The following is a 22060-nucleotide window of genomic DNA, read 5'->3' as shown; positions in this document are numbered from 1 at the left end:
TCCCTCTTCTTTCTTCACTCTTCTTTTTTGCTTTTTTAGTACCCCCAGGGGAATTCGAATCCCCGTTACCTCCGTGAAAGGGAGGTGTCCTAGGCCTCTAGACGATGGGGGCGCAAGGTTCACACTTATATAAATCTACCGGTTTTCCTCGCTGATGTCAACAGCTTCCAAAAAAAAAATTTCTGAGTTTGTTCAGAAATTGGGAGATCCCAACTGCCTATAAGCAAAAATGCCTAAAAATGAGGAGGCAGAACTGAGATTTGAGAGTTTAGAATGGCTCAAGACTCCAAAAGAGGGGTTTCTTTGCAAGGTAGCTTCGTCTTTTACTGACAGGCGATGACCACTGCTGTTTCACAAAAAACAAAAAAATGCTGTAGTATATCAAACCAAGTATAAAAAAAGCTCGACTTAGTAAAGGACAGTGGGTGTGATGTTGCACCTAGTAGAGTAAAAATTTACTATCCTTTACAAAAGATTTTGAAATATATCACTCAAAATCTATCGCATGGAAGCATCTTTTGAAATCACCCTGCAGATTGTAATTACTGTCTTTGCAGGCATTACCGCCCAAGTGCTGGCTGCATACCTTCGGGTACCCAGCATCGTGTTTTTGTTGATGTTTGGCATCCTGCTTGGCTCTGATGGCATTGGGGTGTTGCACCCGCATATGCTAGGCATTGCGCTGGAAGTTATCGTCGCTTTAGCCACAGCAATCATTTTGTTTGAAGGTGGACTCAATTTGGATCTGCAAGAGTTAAGCAAAGTTTCGACGAGCCTGCAATTGCTCGTCACCCTGGGAACCATGATCACGCTGCTTGGCGGCAGTATGGCAGCTCACTGGCTAGGTGAATTTCCTTGGTCTATTGCTTTTCTTTTCGCTTCCCTCGTTGTGGTGACAGGACCAACCGTTGTTAGTCCTCTGCTCAAACACATCAATGTGGATCGACAAGTCGCAACGCTTTTGGAAGGGGAAGGCGTTCTGATTGACCCAGTGGGAGCTATCCTCGCCGTCGTGGTGCTAAACACGATATTAAACAACCACACCGACTTCATCACGGCAATGAGCAGCCTCGTAATGCGCCTTGGTATCGGTGGCGTGATTGGTGCAGCAGGCGCCTGGCTGATGTCCTTAATTAGCAAACGTGCCAATTTTCTATCATTTGAGCTGAAAAACCTGGTCGTCTTAGCGGGGTTGTGGGGCTTATTTGCCTTATCGCAGATGGTTCGCAGCGATTCAGGACTGATGGCAGTTGTTGTCGCAGGAGTCGTTTTTAATGCTTCCTCGGTGCCAGAAGAACGATTGTTGCGGCGTTTCAAAGGTCAACTGACGATTCTCAGCATTTCGGTGCTATTCATTTTGCTAGCCGCTGACTTATCTATTGCCAGTGTATTTGCCTTGGGTTGGGGCGGCGTATTCACGGTCTTGGTATTGATGTTTGTCGTTCGCCCGATGAACATCCTCTTTTGTACCTGGAACAGTGATCTTAATTGGCGACAGAAATTGTTTTTAAGCTGGGTTGCCCCAAGAGGAATCGTTTCTGCCTCCGTTGCTTCTTTATTTGCGATTTTACTAACGCAGCGCGGTGTCAACGGTGGTGAAGCCATTAAAGCCTTGGTGTTTCTCACAATTATTATGACCGTGGTTTGCCAAGGGCTAACGGCTGGCTGGGTTGCCAAGTGGTTGCAAATTACCTCAAAAGACGCCATTGGGGCGGTGATTGTCGGTTGTAATCCTTTGAGTTTATTGATTGCCCGATTGTTTCAAGAACGGGGAGAACCAGTGGTCATGATTGATACCGACCCGCAACGTTCTGAACAAGCCGAAGCGCAAAATCTGAGGGTGATAGCCAGCAGCGCCTTGGATAGTGGTGTTTTGGAAGAGGCGGGACTTGCCTCAATGGGAACTTTTCTCGCAATGACGAGCAATGGTGAGGTCAATTTTGTCTTAGCACAACGTGCAAAAGAAGAGTTTAACCCACCGCGTGTCTTGGCTGTTTTCCCGCGCGATCCACAAGCAACCACCTCTACCAATGAAAATCAGGTTAACCAGGCTTTCATTCCCGACTTACCAATTAAGACTTGGAATGAGTACGTGAACGACGGACGGGTGAAGTTGGGGACAACTACGCTCAATGAATCTGATTTTGACCTTCAACAGGCGCATATGCAGGCATTGATTAAAGCTGGCGAGTTGATACCGTTGTTGGTAGAACGAGACGAACATCTTCAAGTTATGCCTGCAGCTGAAGAATGGCAAGTAGGCGATCGCATCATTTACCTATTACACGATCCCAGACCACACCTTTTAAAACGCTTGTCGGGTGCAAGAGCATCCATTCCCCTGTCTGTAGAAAAATTACCGGAGGTCGAAGAAATACCGTTGGCAATATCTCAACTTTCCACCAGCGAGGCTCCCGCACCTTAAATTCGTTATCCTTCATTCAATTGTTGCTGTAGCTTACTAGTTTCCGGTATCGCTCCTTCTGCATACATTTTTTTGATTTGCTTTTCTTGCCACAGCACACTCAATAAATGCACCACAGCTAGAACTAAGGCAGCAACCGAGACGATATAACTGTGTATTGTGTAAAGGTGCTGGAGAGTTACGGTGCTAATTGCTCCACCACCAGTCAAAATGTCTCGCAACACAGAACCGATAAAAGGAATAGCTTCTATCGTTCCCAGTTCGATGCTAAAACGCCAAAACCCTTCTTGATCCCAGGAGAGGATCATCGCTGTCCAACCCAAGCCAATGGCACTTAAGGTAAATAAAATTCCACTTATCCAAGCAGTCAGCCAACTCTTGCGAAATTGTCTGCTGACAAACATAACTACAATTTGGATCAGGGCAATGGCAACAACCGCGTTACCAGCAATCTGGTGTGCTTTGTGGAACAACCAGCCGTATGGCACTTCCGTATCAATCATTTTCAATGACTGGTAAGCTCTTCCTGCTGCTGGTTCGTAGTAAAAGGACAACAAAATTCCAGTAGTCGCACCAATTAACGTCAGGGTGATAATAACTACCGATAATATCGTCGTTATTCGCCGCAGAACCACATCTGACCGAGTGTTGTGCATAACTGAGCGCTCCTTTTAACTCTTTATTTACTTTTATTACGAGTTTAACTAAGAATTATTAAGAATAGTTATTTTTTGAAGAGAACTTAAAATTCGTAACTTGCCATATTTTATACAAGATACTGCACCCAAGCTTGTAATGGTTCTGGTGAACCGTACCAGATTGGAGAACTTCTAGGGGAATGCTTGACTCCTTCAATGACAATATTTTCCGCCCCCTCAAGATGAGCAGCTTCAATGGGTGTAATTCCATCACCCCAAGTATTACCGTTACCGCAGGTTAACTGATAGCTACTGTAAGCGAGCCAACTTCCCCGCCGCCTTTGCCCAAAGATAGTTTTTCCGGCAACACAAACGTAGCGAACATTTGTGTAAAATGCTCCAGGATAGTTTTGATTCACAAAATCCAAATTCCAGCGCGTCCAGCGTTCTTGGCTGATATGAGGTGTACCCAAAGTGATTAGAGTCGCAACCAGAGGGTGAGCTTGCCATACAGATGATGTGACTTCACCGCGTCCCGAGTAAGGCTTTTCTCCCAGGTAGATGCGAGAAAGCCAACCTCCTGCTGAGTGACCAATCAAGTTAATTTGAGACGCATTGCATTGTAGCAATATCTGCTTAACTGTATGATCAACTTGCCGCAAAATAGGCGTCACAGATCTTCCACCAAGAGTGGGTATCCAGTCACGCCGTCGTAGTGGTACCGTGACCGTAGGAAAACCCAACTGTTGCAAAGATTTTTCTAGTGGAAGGTAGGCGATCGCGCTTTCTAGATATCCAGGCAAAATAACTGTTGGTAATGGCATTTGTAATTTTGGATAAGGGTATTGTAAGCGTAACTGCCAGTATGACCTGCAATTTATATAATCACAGAAGTAGAAACAGTGTTAGACTGGGCTGATATAGCGCTAATAAAAGTCAGTTGAGAATATGAGTAAGTTTGGCAGTTGTTTCAGCGCGCGGAATGCCAGAAAATAGTTAGCTCGTGGAAGTAAGCCTACCACAGATGCTTGTCTAGTCAGACTTAAACCATTGGCAGAACTTGAAATTATCTTTCGTTTCACTTTTACTTTTTGAAAGTTATCACAAGCTAAATAATAAAAAATGATGATTTTGTCAGCGTAGCGATACTCAAGTGCAACTGTTTAGTAGAATACCCGTCATTGGTGAAAAATATAACAAGTCTAAAAATTGGTATTCTTCCTGTTTCCAATTCCTAAGAGGAAGCTATTATTTGTAGAGGGGCGCTTCCGTTCTACTATTTATTTCAAAGATAAAATGACTAGATAACTGCAACCGAGCCGAGTGAACGATAAACAGCTATGTCCTACGTCTCCCTTCTGAAAAATATACCAGAATTCTTAAGCCAGCCTACTGGAATAGCAGCTATAGCATCTCTTGGGATTCACAGTGCGATCGCGTTCGTCCTGCCAATGGTGCCAATGGATTCCAAACCCAAACAAGAAGCATCATCAAAAAACAGCGTTGGACTTGTTGAATTAAGTCAGGCTGAAAAAAGCCGTCTGCCACAACCTGGCACACCACAACTCTCCTTACAACCCTTACAACCCCCAACACCTGTCTTACCACAAGTTCCGCCGATGAACTTGGCTAATCAATCAATTCCACCATTACCGCCGATACCAGCATCACCGAGTTCTACCGAGCTCATATTACCCCCGCTTCCGAAAACAAATAACGTAGCTATTGCTTCCTTGCCAAAAAGTCAGTCTTTGCCAATTCTTTCTAAGAGAGATTTGCAACCTGCTCCACCCTTAATAAGTACGAAAGTCAGACCGTTTACGCCTTATGTAGAAAAGGTAAAATTAGGGGAACCCAAGCCGCTGGAGTCTTCCAGAATTCCTTACAATGTGCCTCCAGTGCAAGCAGCTAACATAGCTCAGGAACAGGAACTGGTTAACAACTATGCTCCTCCTGTTTCTCCAGAACAGATGCCTGTTGCATCTTCGGCTGAAGGTGTCGCTCAACAAACGACTGAGCCTGTGGGTGTTCCTCAGAACCAGCAGCTCGTAACGCCTGTTGTTCAACCTCCACAAGTTGGCGATAATAGCATAGCTTTAAGAGGGCAAAACCTACCCCAATTGCCGCAAGGTTCCAATTTCCAAGCACCTAAGTTGCCATCACTGGTGCCTCAGTCACCTTCAGTTGTAACCGAGCAGTTGGCGTCGAAACCTAAAACTTTTGTGGAGCGTTTCACTGAAGCTAAAAACCAATATCCTAACCTAGAAACAAAACAACCCGTAGCTGCAATAGTCAATCCTAAAACGGGGCAAGAAGGCAACGTTCAAGGTGATTTAGTTGTCAATAGTGAAGGTAAAGTTGAATCTATAAACTTCGAGAATCACTCCGTTCCATCTGAGCTCAAAACAGAAGTTAGGGAATATTTCAGGGAATATTTCCAAAACAATCCTGCTCAGGCAAATGGCAAGCACAAGTTTTACCCATTTAACATTTCGTTCAAATCTAATAGCAGCAATATTTCTAAAACTCCTGCACCAGAACTGTCAACCTTATCTCGAGTCAATCAAACACAATCAATCACTAAACCACAACAAAGCCTGATTCTACGTTTACGCTCAGGTCAGGGCAATTCTCAAGCATCCAAAGAACCACAAAAAGTCAACCTGACTCAAGGTTCGCGTCCGGTTGAGGTCAATTTTCAACCATCCAAAGAACCACAAAAAGTCAACCTGACTCAAGGTTCGCGTCCGGTTGAGGTCAATTTTCAACCATCTAAAGAACCAGAAAAAGTCAACGTAAGTCGCCGTTTGCGTCCAGTGGAGGTCAATTCATTACCATCTCCACAAAAAGTCAACCTAACTCAGCCTTCTGCTTCATCGTCAGTCAATCAACGACTATCCCAAAGCAATCAGACTGCGTCTGCGCCGCAACCTGATCGAGAACAACAAACATCACGCCAACAGGAGGTTATTAGACAGACGACGTCTTCTTCACAAAGCGATAAAGAACAACAAACATCACGCCAACAGGCGGTTGTCAGACAAAGTACGTCTTCTTCACAAAGCGATAAAGAACAACAAACATCACGCCAACAGGTGGTTGTCAGACAAAGTACGTCTGAATCGCCAACTAAAGAACAAACTTCTCAGCAGGAAGTCAGTAGCAATCAGCCTTCTGCTTCTGTTGAAACAAGTAAAAAATTACTACAACAGTTGCGCCAAATTAGAGATCAAAGACAGGGTAGCAACCAAGAAAAATAAAACAGAATACAGAAGTCAGAAGACAGAAGTCAGAATACATTTCCCGTAGAGTTTTATAGCACTACGTGATTGTAGACTGCCTATATAGGACTCCTCCGCAGATTTTTGAAGACACGTAAGGGAGCCAGTACTGCAGGAGGGTTTCCCTCCGTAGGTATCTGGCGTTGGGCAGTGCGAACGCAAAACCCGGATGTAGTGGGCAAAATACGGTAAGCACTGCCCACCCTACAATACTTAAGATTTTTCATAAATCCTGCGCGGATTGCTATAGAAGTGCGGGTATTAAAACCGTTTATTCATCCGCCCTATGCTTACGGCACAGCTGCGCTGAACAGGTTCACCAGAACACAATGTAGAACTCTCGGATGGCGCGTCTCTACAGAGGTTATTTTTTACACATCAACCTTAACTGAACCGTATTGGTTTATAAAACAGTTGCATGAGAAATTGAGAATTTTTTTGTAGTAAGTGTTTACTACAAAGCAATAGCTGAATCTAAAATTCTTTGGCTTGCTTCCCAAGAAAAAAAACCCTCTGGGGTTCCAGAGGGTTTTCTTTTTCTCTTGGCAAATTTTTTAGCTATCTTGCCAGCCTTGTTCCGCTTTTTGGAAAACGTAAGCAGCGACTTCTAGAATCTCCTGTTCGTTTAACTTACTCTTGTATGAGGGCATAGCATTTTTACCATTTTGCACCTGGTAGATAATCGCTTGAATCGAGTCTGCATCATAATTCTCCAGGTACTTTGATAAAGCTTCCTTTTTCAAAGTTTTTTCAGCAATCAGGATGTTACCACCACCTATGTGACAAGAAGCGCAGTTAGCGTTAAAGATTTTGGCACCATTGGATACTTCGGCTGCAAATGCTAAATCAACAAATGTAAATTGGAACAGGGCGATCGCCAAGAAAACGACAGATAAAACTATTCTCAAGGGGTTCTCCTTACAACTAGCCTGCAGCCACTTAAAAAACTGTCTTCAGTAACTATTGTAAGGCTGCTAGAAGCCCTAAAAGAACTACTCTTTTATACAGTTGCCATCCCAAATGCTATTACCTTATGATGCTTCAAACTTCCTGTAGCTAACGCGACAATTTCTTTATTGAGATCCATATTTTCTCAAAATTAGCGGTGACGAGTTTATCCTCCTGCGTTGGGACTAACATCTACAGAAGAGGATACAACTTGTCACCACCGATGACTCCTTATATTCACTATCCTCAGATTCGGGGATGTGATATTGGAGCATATTTCGCGTGCTTAGCTTTTGGAAATCTAGCTTGTGTCAACCGATATCTCTAGCTTTCAGCAGACTCAACAACGACTTTACCAATCATGCCAGCACCACGGTGAGGTTCGCAGTAGAAGCTGTACTCACCTGGAGCCGCGTCTGCTGGGAAAGTGGTTGTCGTTTTTTGACCTGGACTCATCAGCAACTGCTTATGAGACAGAGATTTAGCAAAATCGGCGCTCTTTGTGGGGTTTTTAGCGCCATCAAATACAACATTGTGGGGAGGAACCTTGTTGTTCACCCATTCAATTGTGTCGCCTGGATGAATTGTCAACTTATTTGGTTGAAACGCCAGCGCTCCTTTATCAGTACCCATTTTTACAGTATATGTCTCAGCCGCAGCACTGGGGCTGAAAACTGCAAAGCTGCTAACAACTAAAAACATTGTTAACAATCCTAAACCCAAGCGCCGTAAACTTGACGCAACTAATTTCATAGCGTTCTCCTAACAGCAGGTTTTATTTCCCTTATTCATTTTAAATAAAATTTAGCCCAAATATGACAATATGTCGTAGATGAATTTTTTTTTAAACAATGGTGAGCCATAGTATAGTTAAACTGAGTGTAAGCAATCACTACTTGACTTGGATACACAAAAATGTATACTGCTGAATAAAGAAAAAGATAACCAGTAAGAAAATAGATTTTTCTTCTTAGTTAAGGAGTACTTAATGACTTTTCAAAAATCTTGAGTTCTTTAACTAGGGGCTTTTGGCGCTGTTGTCAGAACAAAAGCAGCTAAGCTTTCCAGATCGTGTTGGAATAATAAACAAAGCAGCTAGCTGAAAAAAAAATAAAAATTTCTTCACTTCTATCATACGTCATAGGTTGTCGCATCAAACCAACCCATGCATTAAAATTATTTCCCAGATTAGCACCTTTGAGTGTTGTCAAAGACAGCGAAGAATGCCAAGGGAAAAAATAAGTAATCTTAACCAGGAAGAAAGTAGTCACTAGTCTTTAGCTACTAGTCTTTAGTGCTTATTGAAAAGCTCTAATGACTAATGACTAATGACTAGTGACTAATGACTAAATCATCAAATCGGCTTTAGTAGTAAATTTTACCGCCACCCCATTTTTGACCGATAATCTTCGGTTGCAGGAGAATATGACCGGCGATCGCCTCCAAGTCATCATTAGTGAGATTTCTCATTTCTGTGAAAATATCTGCACTCTTGGTGCTGGGATGTATTTCGGCAATCTCCTCTACCCCGTCGTATGTAGTGGGGTTTTTGAGGTAGTCCACCAATCCTTCGACGTTGTTACGGTTTGGTGTCGCTAGGGCGAGTGATTCTGGATCGAGTCCTACGTTTTGGTTTGTCTTGGTGACACCCCCAGCATGACACTGGGCGCAAGCGTCGTTAAATAAGCGTTTGCCTTTCTGAACTTGTTTGAGGCTAAGGACAACGGTCTCACCATTCTCATTTAATGGTACCGTGCGGGTAGCTTCATCCAGTTCCACTGCAGTTGCGCTACCGACTATAAATTGAAACGTCAGCAAAACAGTAACCGCAAAAATGCCAAACAATCTTCTAAACATTTTTCCCCTTAACAATTTTGACGCTCAACACAGCTAAGATAACGATGCTCAATCTCATTCGTACTCATAGCTAATGGCTAATTATTCTTTGTCATTATCCATTAGCCAGAGCGCAAGATACCTGTTAGGTAACTTCGGTTTCTCCAACTGAGTTACTAGTATCTTCTGGGTGTGTTTCAGACACAATTTCGGAAATAATTGCCTTTGCATCCTCCAAAGCCAAACGGGTCTTAGGATTTTTATAGGCAATTAAGAGTTTGTCACATATAGACAGCACCTTTTCCACAGAAACACTGTAGTCAGCCGCTATCTCAGCAATTGACAGATCCGCAAAACCCATAACGCTTCAGGTAGAGATTGAGCTGCTGTAATACCAATATCACGTCAGGAGTGCAATTTGTTCCCTAAATTGAACCGTCCCCCGTTTATAAAACGGGGCGGTACGGCCACATCCTCGTTTGACTTTTCGCTCGATCCAGCTATCTGGTCAATGATTGGTGGCTCATTGGAGACCCGCTCTAAGGGAGAATCAGACTGCCTACTTTCAGACTTGCCTACTTGTTCGCGGGTTAAATAACGTTGGTGTGCCTCCAATAGGATTGGTTCCAACCCCAAATACTCGGATTGAGCATTTTGCAGCACCAACTTATCCTGATTGACCGACCTACTCAAAAATGCGCTGAACAAATCGCGGTGATGTTCTGGAATGCCCGTTACATCACGGTGAACTCGTTGTGACAATGGTTTCTTGATGCGACTACCATCCAAATGAGTTTGACTCAGTGCCGTTTTTTGAGTAGAGAACTTTGTGAATGAACCTCCGGCTCTCTCAGCCTTGAGCTTCAATTCTGATTGTACGAAACCTGGGGATTTGGCAGATATGGCTTTACCGTATCGCTTTTGCCATCCCTTTACCGATACGTTTTCGGTTTTAATATGCTTGCCATGCCTCAAAATCTCGTTAACAACCTGACGATTTTGGTTTTTGGCATAAGCAGTTTTTCTACGTTCTAGCTCACGCTTCTTAGCAGATGCCTTAAGGTAGTTGCTGGATTTCTTCCATTGAGCTTTACATGACTTGACCTTACCTTTTTTAACAACGGTCTTACGTCCCTTCTTTGCCTTGAAGTTAGGTTCAAAGTTGTCTGGGTTGTTGACACGTATTCGACGCTGCATCTTTCTTTGAAGCGCAGTTATCTCTTTTTGAAACGTAAGGACTTTATCAGCAAATGGTAGTAACTCAGCATGGTTATCACCGACAAAGGCAATGTTACTGACGTTAAGGTCTAGCCCAATCAAACCATCAGAAACGTAGTTCTTAGTTTCGGAGTACGGACTACCCTCATTGACCAGTTGAGCATACCAACGACGTTTACCATTCAAAATACGCCACAACAAGCGAACATATTTAACTGGAGATTCAAGCCCATGTCGAATAACTGGATTGATTGGGTCAATAATTGGCTTCAGTATGAGTTTGCCCCATACCAAACAATCATCTTTCCATCTAATGCCAGTTTTATTGGACTTGCCTTCCATTGAGCGGAAACGGCTTGGCACTTTGTAGCGCACATTCTTTGCAACGCCCAACATAACTCGTTCACTTGCCTTGAATGCTCGTGTAGCTAGTTTTTGTTGAGCCGTAGAGTCTATTTTTTCGGCTATCCACTTAGCGTTCTTGCTAGTTATGCTGGCGAAAGCGTGCAAATCATATTCAGAGTATCTGTATTGTTCACGGGCTTTCTTAAAAGCTTCGCTTCGTTCTTTCTTTTGAGTTCTAGAAATTTTCCTAGCAGTCTTGTATAGCTCGGAGTTGCGGACTAGTTCTAGCCGCTTCATCGCTTCATTTAAACAAGCATTATACAGTTGTCTTCCTGCTTGAAAACGAGACAGTAACTCTGCTTCTTGCTTGCTGTCTACAATTAACGGTATTTCTGTTATGAACGATGGAGTTATACTCCGAGCCACTTGACATCACCCCCTATTAATTTGCTAGTCTTTTTTTAGTATATAATAGATATTCTAAAATGGCTACAGGTAAAGGTCAAAAAAGAGTTAGGAATTCACCAGTTTTTTACAATGAACTCAAGAAAGTGCATCAACTAATGTTTACCCCGACCGCTTGGCAGAAATTACAAGAACGAGCAAAACAGCAAGGTATTAGTGTGAGTGAAATGATTGAAATTTGGATAAGGAGTTTTGACGCTGAATAAATGAGGGCGTGTCGTATTTCATCCCCGATATAAATAACGTGTGTCTGTCAATTCATTTAATTTCTTGACAGACACACTTCGGGGCTTTCATACTCCCGCGTTATTTTAGGTAAAACTATAGATTAAAAATTGTTTTTTGAATGTTGACTTTTGAACGTTTTTAGACATTTAGATCCTGACATACCTTTTTGCTTAACTGATACCAAGTTGCGTTCTGCTGTAGTAGCGCTTTAGGGGAGATTGCTTCCCGCCACGCCTTCGGCTCGCGGCTTCGGCTCACCCACTTCATTTCACTCGCAATGACAGGTACTACCTTTGATTGCAATTTGGTATGAACAACAAGATTCCCGACTTCTTGAAGAAGTCGGGAAGCTAAGTCTTAGACGCTTGCAGTAAACCTTTAAACACTCAAATGCACCTGCGTTATACCCTGGCGCAGTTCGTACTGTCGCTTCAGCCAAAATTGCTGAATTATTTTACGAAGTAAAGGAGCAAGTTGAATCAACACCCAACGCATCAGCGCATTTTTTCGCAGTTGTTCGCCTTGTGCGGCTTCTTCCATTTGGAGTTGCTGAATGCGGATAATTTCTGGTTCACGTTCCGCTTGAATACGGGCTAGTGCTGCGTCAATCTCTTCGTATCCAGCGCCTGTATGAAACAGCGGTACAAGATGATTAGCGGCGACAATGACATCACGCAATGCGACATTAATTCCTTGGGCGCGGACGGGAGACATTGGGTGTGCAGCATCGCCCAGAAGCAACACTCCTGGCACGTGCCAGCATGGACAACGACCAACCACAACTGATAGTTTAATGGGAGTTTCGATGGTGTCTGCATGGCTACGGAAATGCTCTGCCATCCATGAGGGGGATAGCGATGCAAAAATTTCTGCCCAGTTCGCTTGCTTCCAGTCGGTTTTGTCGTCTGTGTCATCTGCAAATACTGCCCAAGCGAGATGTAATTTCCCTTCCTCTGCCCCATGAAAGATGCTAAATACATGACCATCATTAACGATGGAACAAAATACATTGTCTGCCGCGAACCTCGGACTGGCAGCAAGTTTGAACCAGAGAACATCCACATTATTTGGCTGAGGCAGCAATTGTAACCCTGCCCGTTGTCGTACAACCGAACTCCGACCGTCTGTTCCAATCACAACTTTGGCGGAGATTTCGCGTCCATCGCCCAGTTTCACACCTGCAACTCGATTATTAGTCCACAGTAAATCCTTTACAACAACACCTTGTATAAATTCAAATCCAGGGTAAGCTTGAGCTTCCTTAATCATTGCTTCAAGCAACGGCGGTTGCGACACCAGTGTACACGGTTGAGCCGCCCCCATTGGCTCTTCAACTCGAAACAACAGCTTTCCATCAAAAATGAACTCCCATGCATCGAACTGTCGATGAGAAATACGTTCCAGTATCGCGGATAATCCCATTTGCTCAAGTGCATCCAACCCACTCGGCATTAACGCTTCGCCGCGAAACACTCGATGAAAATCCTTCGCAGCCTCAATCAATGTCACTGCAATACCGCGTTTTACAAGAAGTAAGGCAAGTGCTGCACCAGTCGGTCCTGCACCCACAATTAAAATCTGTGTCATAACATTCCCCCTGTGTTTATTAAACAAGACTGCACTCGTCAATGTTTATGAAAAAAAACCACAGATAAACACCGATGATTTATCTGTGTGCATCTGTGTAGCCTACGGCACGGCTTACGCCTACATCTGTGGTTCCAAATATCTTTCAACCGGACTTTTGCTAGAGTTCTACTCAATTGTTCGTACATTGTTCATTTGACAGCGGTTTGTGTAAGGTGGGCATTGCTCACCAATATCTCTAACGTTTATTACATGGGCTTTTATGAGCAATGCCCACCCTACGATTTATGGTTTAATATTTTTTGACAAGCGCTATAAATCTTGCATAACTTAACCCTTCCCTCCTGTAAACGTCACACTTTGAATAAAATACCTATTAAAAAATGCGTAAATAGCCAAGGCTGGCAAAGTAAACACCATAGAAGCTGCCATAATATAGTTCCAGTAACTAATAAATTGACCTTTAAAAGTATTCAACCCTAAAGGAAGAGTAAACATTTCTGGATCAAACAAAATAACTATAGGTAACAAGAAATTATTCCAACTCCCCATAAATACAAAAACTGCCTGCGCTGCTAATGCCGGTTTTGCTAAAGGTAGAACAATATGCCGAAAAATGCCCCAAGTATTTAATCCATCTAATTGAGCCGCTTCTTCTAATTCCCTGGGAAAATTGACGAAAAACTGCCGCATCATGAAAATGAAGGTAGCATTAACCATGCTAGGGACAATCATTCCTTGATAAGAATTTAGCCAGCCTAAAGCTTTCAAAATCAAAAATGTAGGAATGAGCGTTATTTGTGCAGGTACTGCCAACACTGCCAAAATGAGAAAGAACCAGAAGCGCCTACCTCTAAACCGCAGCCTTGCCAAGGCATAACCTGCCATTGAGTTGAACAACAAGTTTAGTACAGTGACGCTGATGGCAATAAATACACTATTGAACAGCCAGCGAAGAAACAATGGTTCTTGGAAAAAAATTTGTTTGTAGTTGTCGAGAGTAAAGTTTTTGGGAAAAAAATTAGGTTCTCCGCTGACAATTTCAGAAAGTGGTTTCAATGATGCTGAAAGCGCCCATAAAAAGGGAATGAGGGTGATAACTGCATACAGTGTTAAGAGAATGTATAGCAGTATCTTCCAACTTGAGAATAGACATGTCATGATTTGAATAGTATATTTGCCCAGGGTTAGGTTTCTCCCCACTATCACCCAGCTTCAAAGGATAAAAACTTATGAGTTAGTGTGTTCCAAGACACAAACACACCTTAAATGTTTTTGCTAATAATTTCTTTCACCCAAGCCCGAAAAGCTCTTATGGTCTTGTTTCTACCTACAGTTTTGCACTGTTCCAGATATTCTGGGATGACTTGCTGGAGGGGAAAATTAGGGAAGGTTGGGCTAGAGGTAGACTCAATATATTTACCGTTTTGCAAAACATTAATTTGTAATTTGCTTTTTTCAAAACGCCACAATTCAGGTACTGCTAATGCTTGATAGATACTAAGGTGAGTGCGGGAAGTTACATCAATTTCTAGCGCTAAGTCTGGGGGTGGGTCTACTGTTAAGTCGAGTCTGTCTCTGCCTCGAACGACTGCTTCATTTTGGATATAAAAACAATTGTCAGGTTCGATACCTTTGTTCATTAATTCATTTTTAAAAGTTGTAGAACCTAAAGGCAAAAATTCAATATCTAGTTCTTCAAGGAGAATTTCTACAAAGTTAGTAATAAAGACTTTATTAATTTCATGTTCAGGTAATGGTGTCATAATTTCCAGCATTCCATTTTCATAGGCTACCCTGGCGGCACGATGTTCTCCTAATTCTTCTAGAATGGCTTCAAATTCTTGCCAACTCACATCTCTTAACAGTACTTTCTGTCCTGGTGGGACTTCTAATCGCTTCAGTTCCAATAACATTTTTGACTCCATTAAAAATAAACAGCTTTAAGCTAAGAAATTTGTATTAAATTTTTTCGCCTCCAAAAAATCGGCGTTGTACCACAGTGACAACAATAATAACTGCTGCAAGCAAAAAGGCGATCGCCGCCGCATAACCCATCTGCAAGTTACGAAATACAGCTTGGTATATCAGTAAAACTACGGTCAGGGTGGCGTTGTTTGGTCCGCCAGTACCGTTAGAAAAAATGTAGGATTGGTCAAATAGCTGAAATGTACCAATTACTCCCATTGTGACTACAAAGAAGGTGACGGGTTTAAGCATAGGAATCGTGATATGAATAAACTGCTGCCAACTATTTGCGCCATCCAATTCTGCTGCTTCGTAGAGTGAACGGGGAATGTCCTGCAACGCTGCTAGGTAAATCACCATGTAAAACGGTGCAGTTGACCAAATATTCATGATCATGATGCCTTTAAGTGCAACTGCTGGATCTCCCAACCAGTTGTAAGTAGGTAACCCTACAAAAGCGAGAAAATCATTCAGCAACCCATTGGTGTTGTAAATCCACATAAAAATCAGCGTCAAAACGGCTGAAGAGGTGACTGTCGGCAAAAAGTAAAGGATACGCCACCAATTTTTCGCACGAATGCTGGAATTTAGAGTTACTGCCAGAATTAAAGCCAGAACTGTTTGGATTGGCACCACAATGGCAACGTATTGTGCTGTATTTCGTAAAGCAATCCAAACCCGTTCATCTTCAACGAGTCGGGTGAAGTTGCGAAAGCCAATAAATTGGTACTCAATACTGCCAAGAAGCTGAACTTTGTGCAGGGAAAGAAAAACAGCCCAGAGAATGGGTAGCACTACAAACATACCCAACACGAAAATCGTTGGCATCATAAATAAATACCCAGCCAAGTCTTCTGTTATGTTTAACCTGGCATTTCTCCGTCGCCTTCTAGCTTCAATCACAAATGCACCTCCGAACTTCAGGCTGCACCAACATAGCTGTAGCGATCGCGCTCTGCATGATTATTTATCGTAACTCCTGAGAGGAATGCATTGATTTCCAAACTATAGAGTAAGTTTTCAAGCTAGTATTTTTCAATTTCTAGCGGTTCTGGTGTTGCGTAGATTACGGCTAGGGGCACAGCATTGCTGTGCCCCTACAATCCTGCTTGTCTAATCTTGAACAATTATTTATTTGGTTTCATTATTAATAATTTTAAAGACATACATAGTATTTTTTGACAAATAGATAATTATGCTTTATATCTATTTTTATTTTTTATCAAAAATAACTAAATAATTATTAACAAAGCATAGAAACTATTCTTATTTTTATTGAAAAGTAAAAGTGTTTTGAGAAAAAGCTCCCTAACTAATAGGCATAGAAATGTATTATTATTGATAATTTTAAACAAATCTAAACAAAAATAATAGCTAAAGAAATATCAAGCTAATCAAAAGATTTCTCATTGTAATTGAGTAGTGATATTTTATAGCCTTTTGCACAAATGCACAATTTATCGAATCAAGAATACGTTGATTCTTGATTTCTAATTATTTATGTCTTTTCTGAAGAAATCCGCTTTTAGCTTTGCAGCTCTTACTTTTTGTTTTGCTGTTGTTCTTGAAACAAAACCAGCTGCTGCTACGACGGTTAGTGTAATTGCCGACGGTCTTGATAACGTCAGAGGTCTTAGCTTTGGTCCTGACGGTAGTCTCTACGTCACAGAAGCAGGTATCGGGGGAGACCAGCTATGTAGTGCATCATTTACTTTCCCAGGCCAGCAAGCTTGTATTGGTCCGAGTGGTGCTGTGACAAGAATTAAGGACGGTAAGCAAGAGCGTGTTCTCACAAATTTGCCGTCTTACGCATTATCACCCACTAGCGGTCAGGGAATTGGCGCTAATGACATCCAATTTGATGCAGCTGGAAATCCTTACCTTCTCATTGGTCTTTCTGCTGGTGTAAATTACAACAATACACCCTTAAATTCTCCGAATTTTGGAGAGCTATATAAAGTTGACTTTAACACCGGTGCGTTGACAAGTATTGCCGATATTTCCGGCTATGAATTCGCCAAGGATCCGACTGTGCTTTTACCTAATGGTGCTGTAGGTAGCAATCCTTACTCTTTTACAATTGAGGGTGATACTGCTTATATTGCAAATGCAAATAGGAACGAGGTTTTAAGTGTAAACCTTGATGGTAGTAATTTAAAGACGCTTGTTGAGTTTCCTGATCAAACCATAACTACTCCCACCCAAGAAATTAAATATCAAGCAGTACCCACAGGTGTCGCAATTGGTCCGGATAAGGCTTTATATATCAGCCAATTAACAGGTGTTCCTATCCCAGAAGGTAAAGCAAATATCTTTCGTGTTGGATCTGATGGTAAAGCAACAGTTTATGCTGATGGCTTTACGCAACTGACTGACTTGGCTTTCGATACTGAAGGCAATTTGTATGCCTTACAATTTGCCAATGAGGCATTTTATAAGGGGAATTTCGATGGTTCATTGATCCAAATAGCTCCTGATGGGACTCGTAGAACTCTCCTTAGTGGTAATGGACTAGAGTCGGCTACTGCTCTGACTATAGGTCCTGATGGTGCAGTTTATGTTTCCAGTAAAGGCGATCGCGCTAGAGTTGGACAAGTTCTGAGGATTGATCCAAAAGCAAAAGTTCCTGAATCAAGTTCTGCATTGGGCGTAGTAGCGTTTGGTGCTTTAGGAGTAGGTTCGTTTTTAGCGCGCAAACGCAGACAGAAGTAGGTAAACTGCGGACAATACCCACGAAAGCGATCGCTACATAACTGCTTGTGTATCAATTTAGTTGCAGTTCAACCAGGCTTGACTTAAACAAAACTGAAAGAAATGTCAAGCCTATCAAAAGATTCTTCATTGCATTCGGCTTTCAGGATTCTATACGCTGTTACTAAAAATACACATCTAAACACAATTTTCATATTCAAACAATAAGCTTCTGTATGAGGTTGGTACGTATTACCATCCTTACGGTAGATGTTTTTTTCAGTCAGTTAAAAAGCGACCTATAATTCTGACGCCTGATTGCCGTATGCGTTTCTCTCTACTTTCTAAATCAGCTATAAGCTTTGCAGCTCTTACTTTTTGTTTTGCTGCTGTTTTTGGAACCAAACCAGCAACAGCTGCATCGTTTAGTGTCGTTGCTGACGGTCTTGATAATGTACGAGGTCTAAACTTTGGTCCTGATGGTAGTCTCTACATCACAGAGTCAGGTGTAGGAGGAGATGGGCGATGCATTCCCGGACCTAGTTTGGAGGGTCTTGATTCATGTGCTGGTACAAGTGGTGCGGTGACCAGAGTTAAAGATGGTAAACAAGAGCGTATACTGACAGGGTTACCGTCTGTTGCATTAAGACCTGTTGGTGCTACAGGCGAAGGTCCTCAGGACATCCAATTTGATGCAGCAGGAAATCCTTATCTTCTGATTGGATACGGTGGTAATCCCACCATCCGCGATTTTCCAGAAAATGCTCCAGGTTGGGGACAACTCTATAAAGTAGACTTCAACACGGGTTCGTTGACAAGTCTTGGGGATTTCGCAAGATATGAATTGGCTAATAATGCCGATGGGGAAGCTGTGCTTGACACAAGTGGTGAAATAGCCAGTAATCCTTATGCTCTTGCCATTAAGGGTAATACTGCTTATGTTGTTGATGCTGCTGCGAACAATGTATTAACTGTGGGACTAGATGGCAGTAATTTGCAGTCGTTCACTGTGCTTCCCAAGCAAAAAATAACAAATCCTGTCTTCCCAACTCCTGGACCAGGACAAGTGCTACCTCCTGAAGCACCGCCACCTGACCAAATACCTGAGGAAGTTGAAATTCAATCAGTACCTACAGGTGCCGCATTTGGTCCTGATGGTGCTTTGTATGTCAGCGAATATACGGGTTTTCCTTTCCCAGTAGGTGAAGCGCGGATCTTTCGAGTTGCATCTAATGGTGAAGTTACAGTCTACGCAGATGGCTTTACCCAACTCTCTGATTTAGAATTCGATGCCCAAGGCAATTTGTATACCGTACAATACTCCAATGCACCCCAGTGGTTGGGCGTTGCAGATGCTTCTCTAATCCAAATAGCCCCTGATGGCACTCGTACAACTCTCTTGAGTGGGAATGGTTTGGAGTCTGCTACTGCCTTGACAGTTGGTCCTGATGGTGCAGTTTATGTTTCCAGTAAAGGCGATCGCCCGGGAGTTGGGCAAGTTCTGCGGGTTGATCCAAAAGCAAAAGTCCCTGAACCAAGTGCTGTAATAGGCATACTGGCATTTGCTAGTTTAGGACTTGTTAGCTTTGTGCAGCGCAAGCGGAAACACGGGAAGGGGCTAAGTTAACAATTCAAAATTCAAAATTCGCTCATTCAAAAATAATAATGTAGAGACGTAGCATGCTACGTCTCTACAGCCGTGTATTGTACTCGTGTCGTGTTTCCTCCTTGTGTCTTTAGACCAAAGAGGAAACACTCAAGAGAGATTTTTAGATCAAAAATGCTTTCTAATCTATTCTCTTTTCCAAATATTGACCAATCATCAACTGTTCGCCAGCACGAGAGATAATTGACTGGCGTGTGCGGTATTTGCTGCCAATCAGCTTTAACTCTTCCTCAAACACTGAACCATTGTATTCAGTCCGCAAACACAGTGTTTTGGCGTTGGGGAAGTGATACTCGGCGGTGACAGGTTTGCTTGTGGCAAAACCGCGATCGCGATACAAAATATTTCCTAAAGCACCAAATAGCGTTGACCCTTTAGACTCTTTCCTTCCCGTTACAGTATTCTCACTTTCCCAGATCACTTCAGCGCCACAGATCAAACTGACTGTATCAGGTAGACTGTGCATCTGAGCTAGTTTTTGCAATTCATCGCATCCCTGTGTCAAAAACCGAATGGTGATCATACTCACCATTTCCTTGGTTTCTCCATCCGGTAGTGTATAGTAGCGCCGTTCCGAACGCCACTTACCGACTGATTCTTGAAAAAACTCCGCCAGTAGAGATTCGTCAGCAATTTGTGTCAGTTTGAGCGGTGATGTCACTGGTATCCTTCCTCACGCAAAGTGAATTTATCATCGGGTCTGAGACTGACTACACTATCTGTGTCCCTAATACCAGATATCGTTACTTTTCTTAAGATTATCTTTATTTTACGAGAAGTGCTGATAGTTTTGCTACAATAGTAAAAATAAGTATTTTTATTTTTTTAACAACCATCTTAAGTAAGAAACCAAGACTGAGAAATTTGGTTTCTCCAAATTATGAAATATTGCAGTTGTTGGAACTTATAGACAGAAAGACTCGTCTGTATATATAAACCTTGCTTCCGCAGACATGATTTCTTGTCTTGCTGACTACCCATTGGTAAGCTGGCTTCTGCGTGTCTACGTCTGTAAAGTTGCCCTTGCAAACGACATGAGATAGCTGACCCTGAGGCAGAGTCAAGGAAAATTAAAAAATAGTTATAATAACTTCAACAAAAATTGCACCACTTTACGTAAAAATCGCTTTGTCCGGCAAAACAGCAGGAGGTAAAAAGGGCATTTGTCCTCTTTATGTATTAATTGTATGAACTTTTACTTAGGATACTAAGTTTTAGAGAATCGAATTATTGTCTTAACCCAAAACTGCCCCCTAACAGGAGCATGAGTAGGTGGTTTTGGAAGGAAATCAGCAGCTTAAAGTAGCACACAGCAAAAGGCAGAAAAATAGCGATTGTTTTTTCAAACAGCTAACAATGACCTCCAAAAAAATGCAAGTTAATAGGATTTTGATTGCTTCTGTACTCGGCGTAGGACTACTGACAGGAGGTTGCGGTTCACTTCCGAAGGAATCAGCTGAAGCTCAATCACAGCGCCCTGGCGGTAACCAAAGGGGAGGCGGTGCAACACCCGTGGATGCAGCAGTTGCCCGTACTGGCGTGTTGCGACAAGACCCAGAATATACAGGTAGTACTGTGCCATTCCGCACAGTGTCGCTGCGATCGCAAGTAGAAGGGCGGCTTTTAGCATTAAATGTGGATGTGGGTGATAGTGTCAAGCAAGGGCAAATCATTGCACAGTTGGATGATGCTCTCTTAAGAACAGCGCAAAATCAAGCAGAAGCAGAATTAGCAGCTCTCAAGTCAGAAGTAGCAAGGACAAATGCTCAGATAAGCAATGCTCGCGCCCAAGTCGGTAGCGCACGAGCAGAACTAGAGCAAGCACAAGCAGACGCACAAAGGCAGGAGAAACTCTTGAAAGAGGGGGCGATCGCACAACAAGCAGCCGAACAAGCACGCACCGAAGTCCGAACAGCTACCCAAGCACTCCGCGCTGCACAAGAGCAAGTCCGTACAGAACAGCAAGCCCTAGCAGCCGCCCAAGGTAGAGTCGTTGCTCAACAAGCTGTGGTAGCCGAAGCTAAAGAGCGCCGTTCTTATGCAAGGCTCACATCCCCGATTACTGGGACAGTTTTAGAAAAAGTCACAGAACCGGGAAATCTTCTGCAAGCAGGTAATGAAGCCTTGAGACTTGGTGACTTCAGCCGTGTCAAAGTCGTGGTTCAAGTTTCGGAATTAGAACTGGGGAAACTTCGCTTAGGGCAACCTGTCAAAGTACGGTTAGACGCCTTCCCCAATCAAACATACACTGGGCAAGTAACGCGTATTTCCCCAGCAGCCGACATGACAGCTCGCTTAGTGCCAGTTGAAGTCGTCATTCCCAACGGTGACGGTAAGATTGGCAGCGGTTTATTAGCACGAGTCAATTTTGAAACCCAGACACAAGCGCGAGTCATTATACCTGAGATAGCGCTTCAGGGGGAAGGAACAAGGGGACAAGGGGACAAGGGGACAAGAGGACAAGGGGACAAATCATCTTCCTCATCTCCCTCATCTCCCCAATCCCCAATCTCCAATCGTCAAGGGACGGTGTTTGTTGTAACGGAAGTAGATGGCAAGGCGAAGGTTACAGCTAGATCCGTAACGCTTGGAGAAAGGGCTAATGGCAACGTAGAAGTTTTATCTGGTTTGCAACCAGGAGAAAGATTTGTGGCTCGCAGTGGCAAACCGTTGAAAGATGGTGACACTGTGGGGCTTTCAATTCTTTCTGAGAAACAATCGTAGGGCTTTACCTACTATACCGACATCAGAATACTTAGCACTC

General features: G+C 42.9%; 18 protein-coding genes and 1 tRNA gene. 6 read left to right on the top strand and 13 right to left on the bottom strand.

Going from position 1 to position 22060, the window contains the following annotated elements:
- Positions 1-39 precede the first annotated feature (39 nt).
- Positions 40-112: transfer RNA gene (locus ACM0OZ_RS18275), tRNA-Glu, on the bottom strand.
- Between the two features lie 393 nt (positions 113-505).
- Between ACM0OZ_RS18275 and ACM0OZ_RS18270 the strand changes: the two genes are divergently transcribed.
- Positions 506-2425, top strand: a complete 1920-nt coding sequence (locus ACM0OZ_RS18270) for a cation:proton antiporter (protein WP_414584250.1) — start codon at positions 506-508, stop codon at positions 2423-2425.
- Positions 2426-2430: 5 nt separating this feature from the next.
- On the opposite strand, the gene ACM0OZ_RS18265 is transcribed toward ACM0OZ_RS18270, so the two are convergent.
- Entirely contained in the window at positions 2431-3081 is a 651-nt protein-coding gene (locus tag ACM0OZ_RS18265; RefSeq protein ID WP_414584249.1) for a cytochrome b N-terminal domain-containing protein, read from the bottom strand.
- Between the two features lie 110 nt (positions 3082-3191).
- Positions 3192-3887: an esterase/lipase family protein gene (locus ACM0OZ_RS18260; RefSeq protein WP_414584248.1), complete on the bottom strand. Its 696-nt coding sequence runs from the start codon at positions 3885-3887 to the stop codon at positions 3192-3194.
- Between the two features lie 516 nt (positions 3888-4403).
- Between ACM0OZ_RS18260 and ACM0OZ_RS18255 the strand changes: the two genes are divergently transcribed.
- Positions 4404-6323 (top strand): hypothetical protein, encoded by a 1920-nt coding sequence (locus tag ACM0OZ_RS18255; RefSeq protein WP_414584247.1) that lies wholly within the window; start codon positions 4404-4406, stop codon positions 6321-6323.
- Between the two features lie 575 nt (positions 6324-6898).
- On the opposite strand, the gene petJ is transcribed toward ACM0OZ_RS18255, so the two are convergent.
- The 5 genes from petJ to ACM0OZ_RS18230 form a co-directional block, all read right to left on the bottom strand.
- Entirely contained in the window at positions 6899-7252 is a 354-nt protein-coding gene (petJ, locus tag ACM0OZ_RS18250) for a cytochrome c6 PetJ (protein ID WP_414584246.1), read from the bottom strand.
- A 364-nt stretch (positions 7253-7616) separates the two neighbouring features.
- Entirely contained in the window at positions 7617-8045 is a 429-nt protein-coding gene (petE, locus tag ACM0OZ_RS18245) for a plastocyanin (protein WP_414584245.1), read from the bottom strand.
- Positions 8046-8657: 612 nt separating this feature from the next.
- A complete protein-coding gene (gene psbV, locus ACM0OZ_RS18240) occupies positions 8658-9149 on the bottom strand; it encodes a photosystem II cytochrome c-550 (protein ID WP_414584244.1) in 492 nt (163 codons plus the stop codon).
- 124 nt (positions 9150-9273) lie between these two features.
- Positions 9274-9489 carry a hypothetical protein gene (locus ACM0OZ_RS18235; RefSeq protein ID WP_414584243.1) on the bottom strand — a complete coding sequence of 72 codons (216 nt, stop codon included), beginning with the start codon at positions 9487-9489 and terminating at the stop codon, positions 9274-9276.
- A gap of 44 nt (positions 9490-9533) precedes the next feature.
- Positions 9534-11117, bottom strand: coding sequence for an RNA-guided endonuclease TnpB family protein (locus ACM0OZ_RS18230; RefSeq protein WP_414584242.1), 1584 nt, complete (start codon positions 11115-11117; stop codon positions 9534-9536).
- 59 nt (positions 11118-11176) lie between these two features.
- Between ACM0OZ_RS18230 and ACM0OZ_RS18225 the strand changes: the two genes are divergently transcribed.
- Positions 11177-11362 carry a hypothetical protein gene (locus tag ACM0OZ_RS18225; protein WP_414584241.1) on the top strand — a complete coding sequence of 62 codons (186 nt, stop codon included), beginning with the start codon at positions 11177-11179 and terminating at the stop codon, positions 11360-11362.
- A 400-nt stretch (positions 11363-11762) separates the two neighbouring features.
- Here the strand turns inward: ACM0OZ_RS18225 and ACM0OZ_RS18220 are convergent, their stop codons facing one another.
- From ACM0OZ_RS18220 to ACM0OZ_RS18205, 4 genes are all read right to left on the bottom strand, one after another.
- Entirely contained in the window at positions 11763-12971 is a 1209-nt protein-coding gene (locus ACM0OZ_RS18220; RefSeq protein ID WP_414584240.1) for an FAD-dependent monooxygenase, read from the bottom strand.
- A gap of 330 nt (positions 12972-13301) precedes the next feature.
- Positions 13302-14132 carry a carbohydrate ABC transporter permease gene (locus ACM0OZ_RS18215; protein ID WP_414584239.1) on the bottom strand — a complete coding sequence of 277 codons (831 nt, stop codon included), beginning with the start codon at positions 14130-14132 and terminating at the stop codon, positions 13302-13304.
- A 104-nt stretch (positions 14133-14236) separates the two neighbouring features.
- Complete coding sequence (locus ACM0OZ_RS18210; RefSeq protein WP_414584238.1) at positions 14237-14887, bottom strand: Uma2 family endonuclease; 651 nt, start codon at positions 14885-14887, stop codon at positions 14237-14239.
- 46 nt (positions 14888-14933) lie between these two features.
- Positions 14934-15842: a carbohydrate ABC transporter permease gene (locus ACM0OZ_RS18205; RefSeq protein WP_414584237.1), complete on the bottom strand. Its 909-nt coding sequence runs from the start codon at positions 15840-15842 to the stop codon at positions 14934-14936.
- A gap of 597 nt (positions 15843-16439) precedes the next feature.
- On the opposite strand from ACM0OZ_RS18205, the gene ACM0OZ_RS18200 reads away from it, so the two are divergent.
- Entirely contained in the window at positions 16440-17651 is a 1212-nt protein-coding gene (locus ACM0OZ_RS18200) for a ScyD/ScyE family protein (RefSeq protein ID WP_414584236.1), read from the top strand.
- 304 nt (positions 17652-17955) lie between these two features.
- Positions 17956-19257, top strand: a complete 1302-nt coding sequence (locus ACM0OZ_RS18195) for a ScyD/ScyE family protein (RefSeq protein ID WP_414584235.1) — start codon at positions 17956-17958, stop codon at positions 19255-19257.
- A gap of 160 nt (positions 19258-19417) precedes the next feature.
- Here ACM0OZ_RS18195 and ACM0OZ_RS18190 read toward each other — a convergent pair whose 3' ends face one another.
- A complete protein-coding gene (locus ACM0OZ_RS18190; RefSeq protein WP_414584234.1) occupies positions 19418-19957 on the bottom strand; it encodes a phycobiliprotein lyase in 540 nt (179 codons plus the stop codon).
- Positions 19958-20652: 695 nt separating this feature from the next.
- Here ACM0OZ_RS18190 and ACM0OZ_RS18185 point away from each other — a divergent pair.
- On the top strand, positions 20653-22020 hold the full coding sequence (locus ACM0OZ_RS18185; protein ID WP_414584233.1) for an efflux RND transporter periplasmic adaptor subunit: 1368 nt from the start codon (positions 20653-20655) through the stop codon (positions 22018-22020).
- Positions 22021-22060: the final 40 nt, after the last annotated feature.

Origin of the sequence: Scytonema sp. PCC 10023, from assembly GCF_963920835.1 — a bacterium.
Taxonomy (GTDB): domain Bacteria; phylum Cyanobacteriota; class Cyanobacteriia; order Cyanobacteriales; family Nostocaceae; genus Kalymmatonema.
The sequence above is the reverse complement of the archived record's forward strand: the minus strand, read 5'-3'. Positions and strand labels throughout refer to the sequence as shown.

Excerpts from the sequence above, each read along its gene's own strand:
- ACM0OZ_RS18225 (WP_414584241.1), top strand. The coding sequence starts at position 11,177 with ATGGCTACAGGTAAAGGTCAAAAAAGAGTTAGGAATTCACCAGTTTTT.
- ACM0OZ_RS18200 (WP_414584236.1), top strand. The coding sequence starts at position 16,440 with ATGTCTTTTCTGAAGAAATCCGCTTTTAGCTTTGCAGCTCTTACTTTT.
- ACM0OZ_RS18195 (WP_414584235.1), top strand. The coding sequence starts at position 17,956 with ATGCGTTTCTCTCTACTTTCTAAATCAGCTATAAGCTTTGCAGCTCTT.
- ACM0OZ_RS18185 (WP_414584233.1), top strand. The coding sequence starts at position 20,653 with ATGACCTCCAAAAAAATGCAAGTTAATAGGATTTTGATTGCTTCTGTA.
- ACM0OZ_RS18260 (WP_414584248.1), bottom strand. The coding sequence starts at position 3,887 with ATGCCATTACCAACAGTTATTTTGCCTGGATATCTAGAAAGCGCGATC.
- ACM0OZ_RS18235 (WP_414584243.1), bottom strand. The coding sequence starts at position 9,489 with ATGGGTTTTGCGGATCTGTCAATTGCTGAGATAGCGGCTGACTACAGT.
- ACM0OZ_RS18255 (WP_414584247.1), top strand. The coding sequence starts at position 4,404 with ATGTCCTACGTCTCCCTTCTGAAAAATATACCAGAATTCTTAAGCCAG.
- ACM0OZ_RS18220 (WP_414584240.1), bottom strand. The coding sequence starts at position 12,971 with ATGACACAGATTTTAATTGTGGGTGCAGGACCGACTGGTGCAGCACTT.
- ACM0OZ_RS18265 (WP_414584249.1), bottom strand. The coding sequence starts at position 3,081 with ATGCACAACACTCGGTCAGATGTGGTTCTGCGGCGAATAACGACGATA.
- ACM0OZ_RS18210 (WP_414584238.1), bottom strand. The coding sequence starts at position 14,887 with ATGTTATTGGAACTGAAGCGATTAGAAGTCCCACCAGGACAGAAAGTA.
- ACM0OZ_RS18215 (WP_414584239.1), bottom strand. The coding sequence starts at position 14,132 with ATGACATGTCTATTCTCAAGTTGGAAGATACTGCTATACATTCTCTTA.
- psbV (WP_414584244.1), bottom strand. The coding sequence starts at position 9,149 with ATGTTTAGAAGATTGTTTGGCATTTTTGCGGTTACTGTTTTGCTGACG.
- petE (WP_414584245.1), bottom strand. The coding sequence starts at position 8,045 with ATGAAATTAGTTGCGTCAAGTTTACGGCGCTTGGGTTTAGGATTGTTA.
- ACM0OZ_RS18270 (WP_414584250.1), top strand. The coding sequence starts at position 506 with ATGGAAGCATCTTTTGAAATCACCCTGCAGATTGTAATTACTGTCTTT.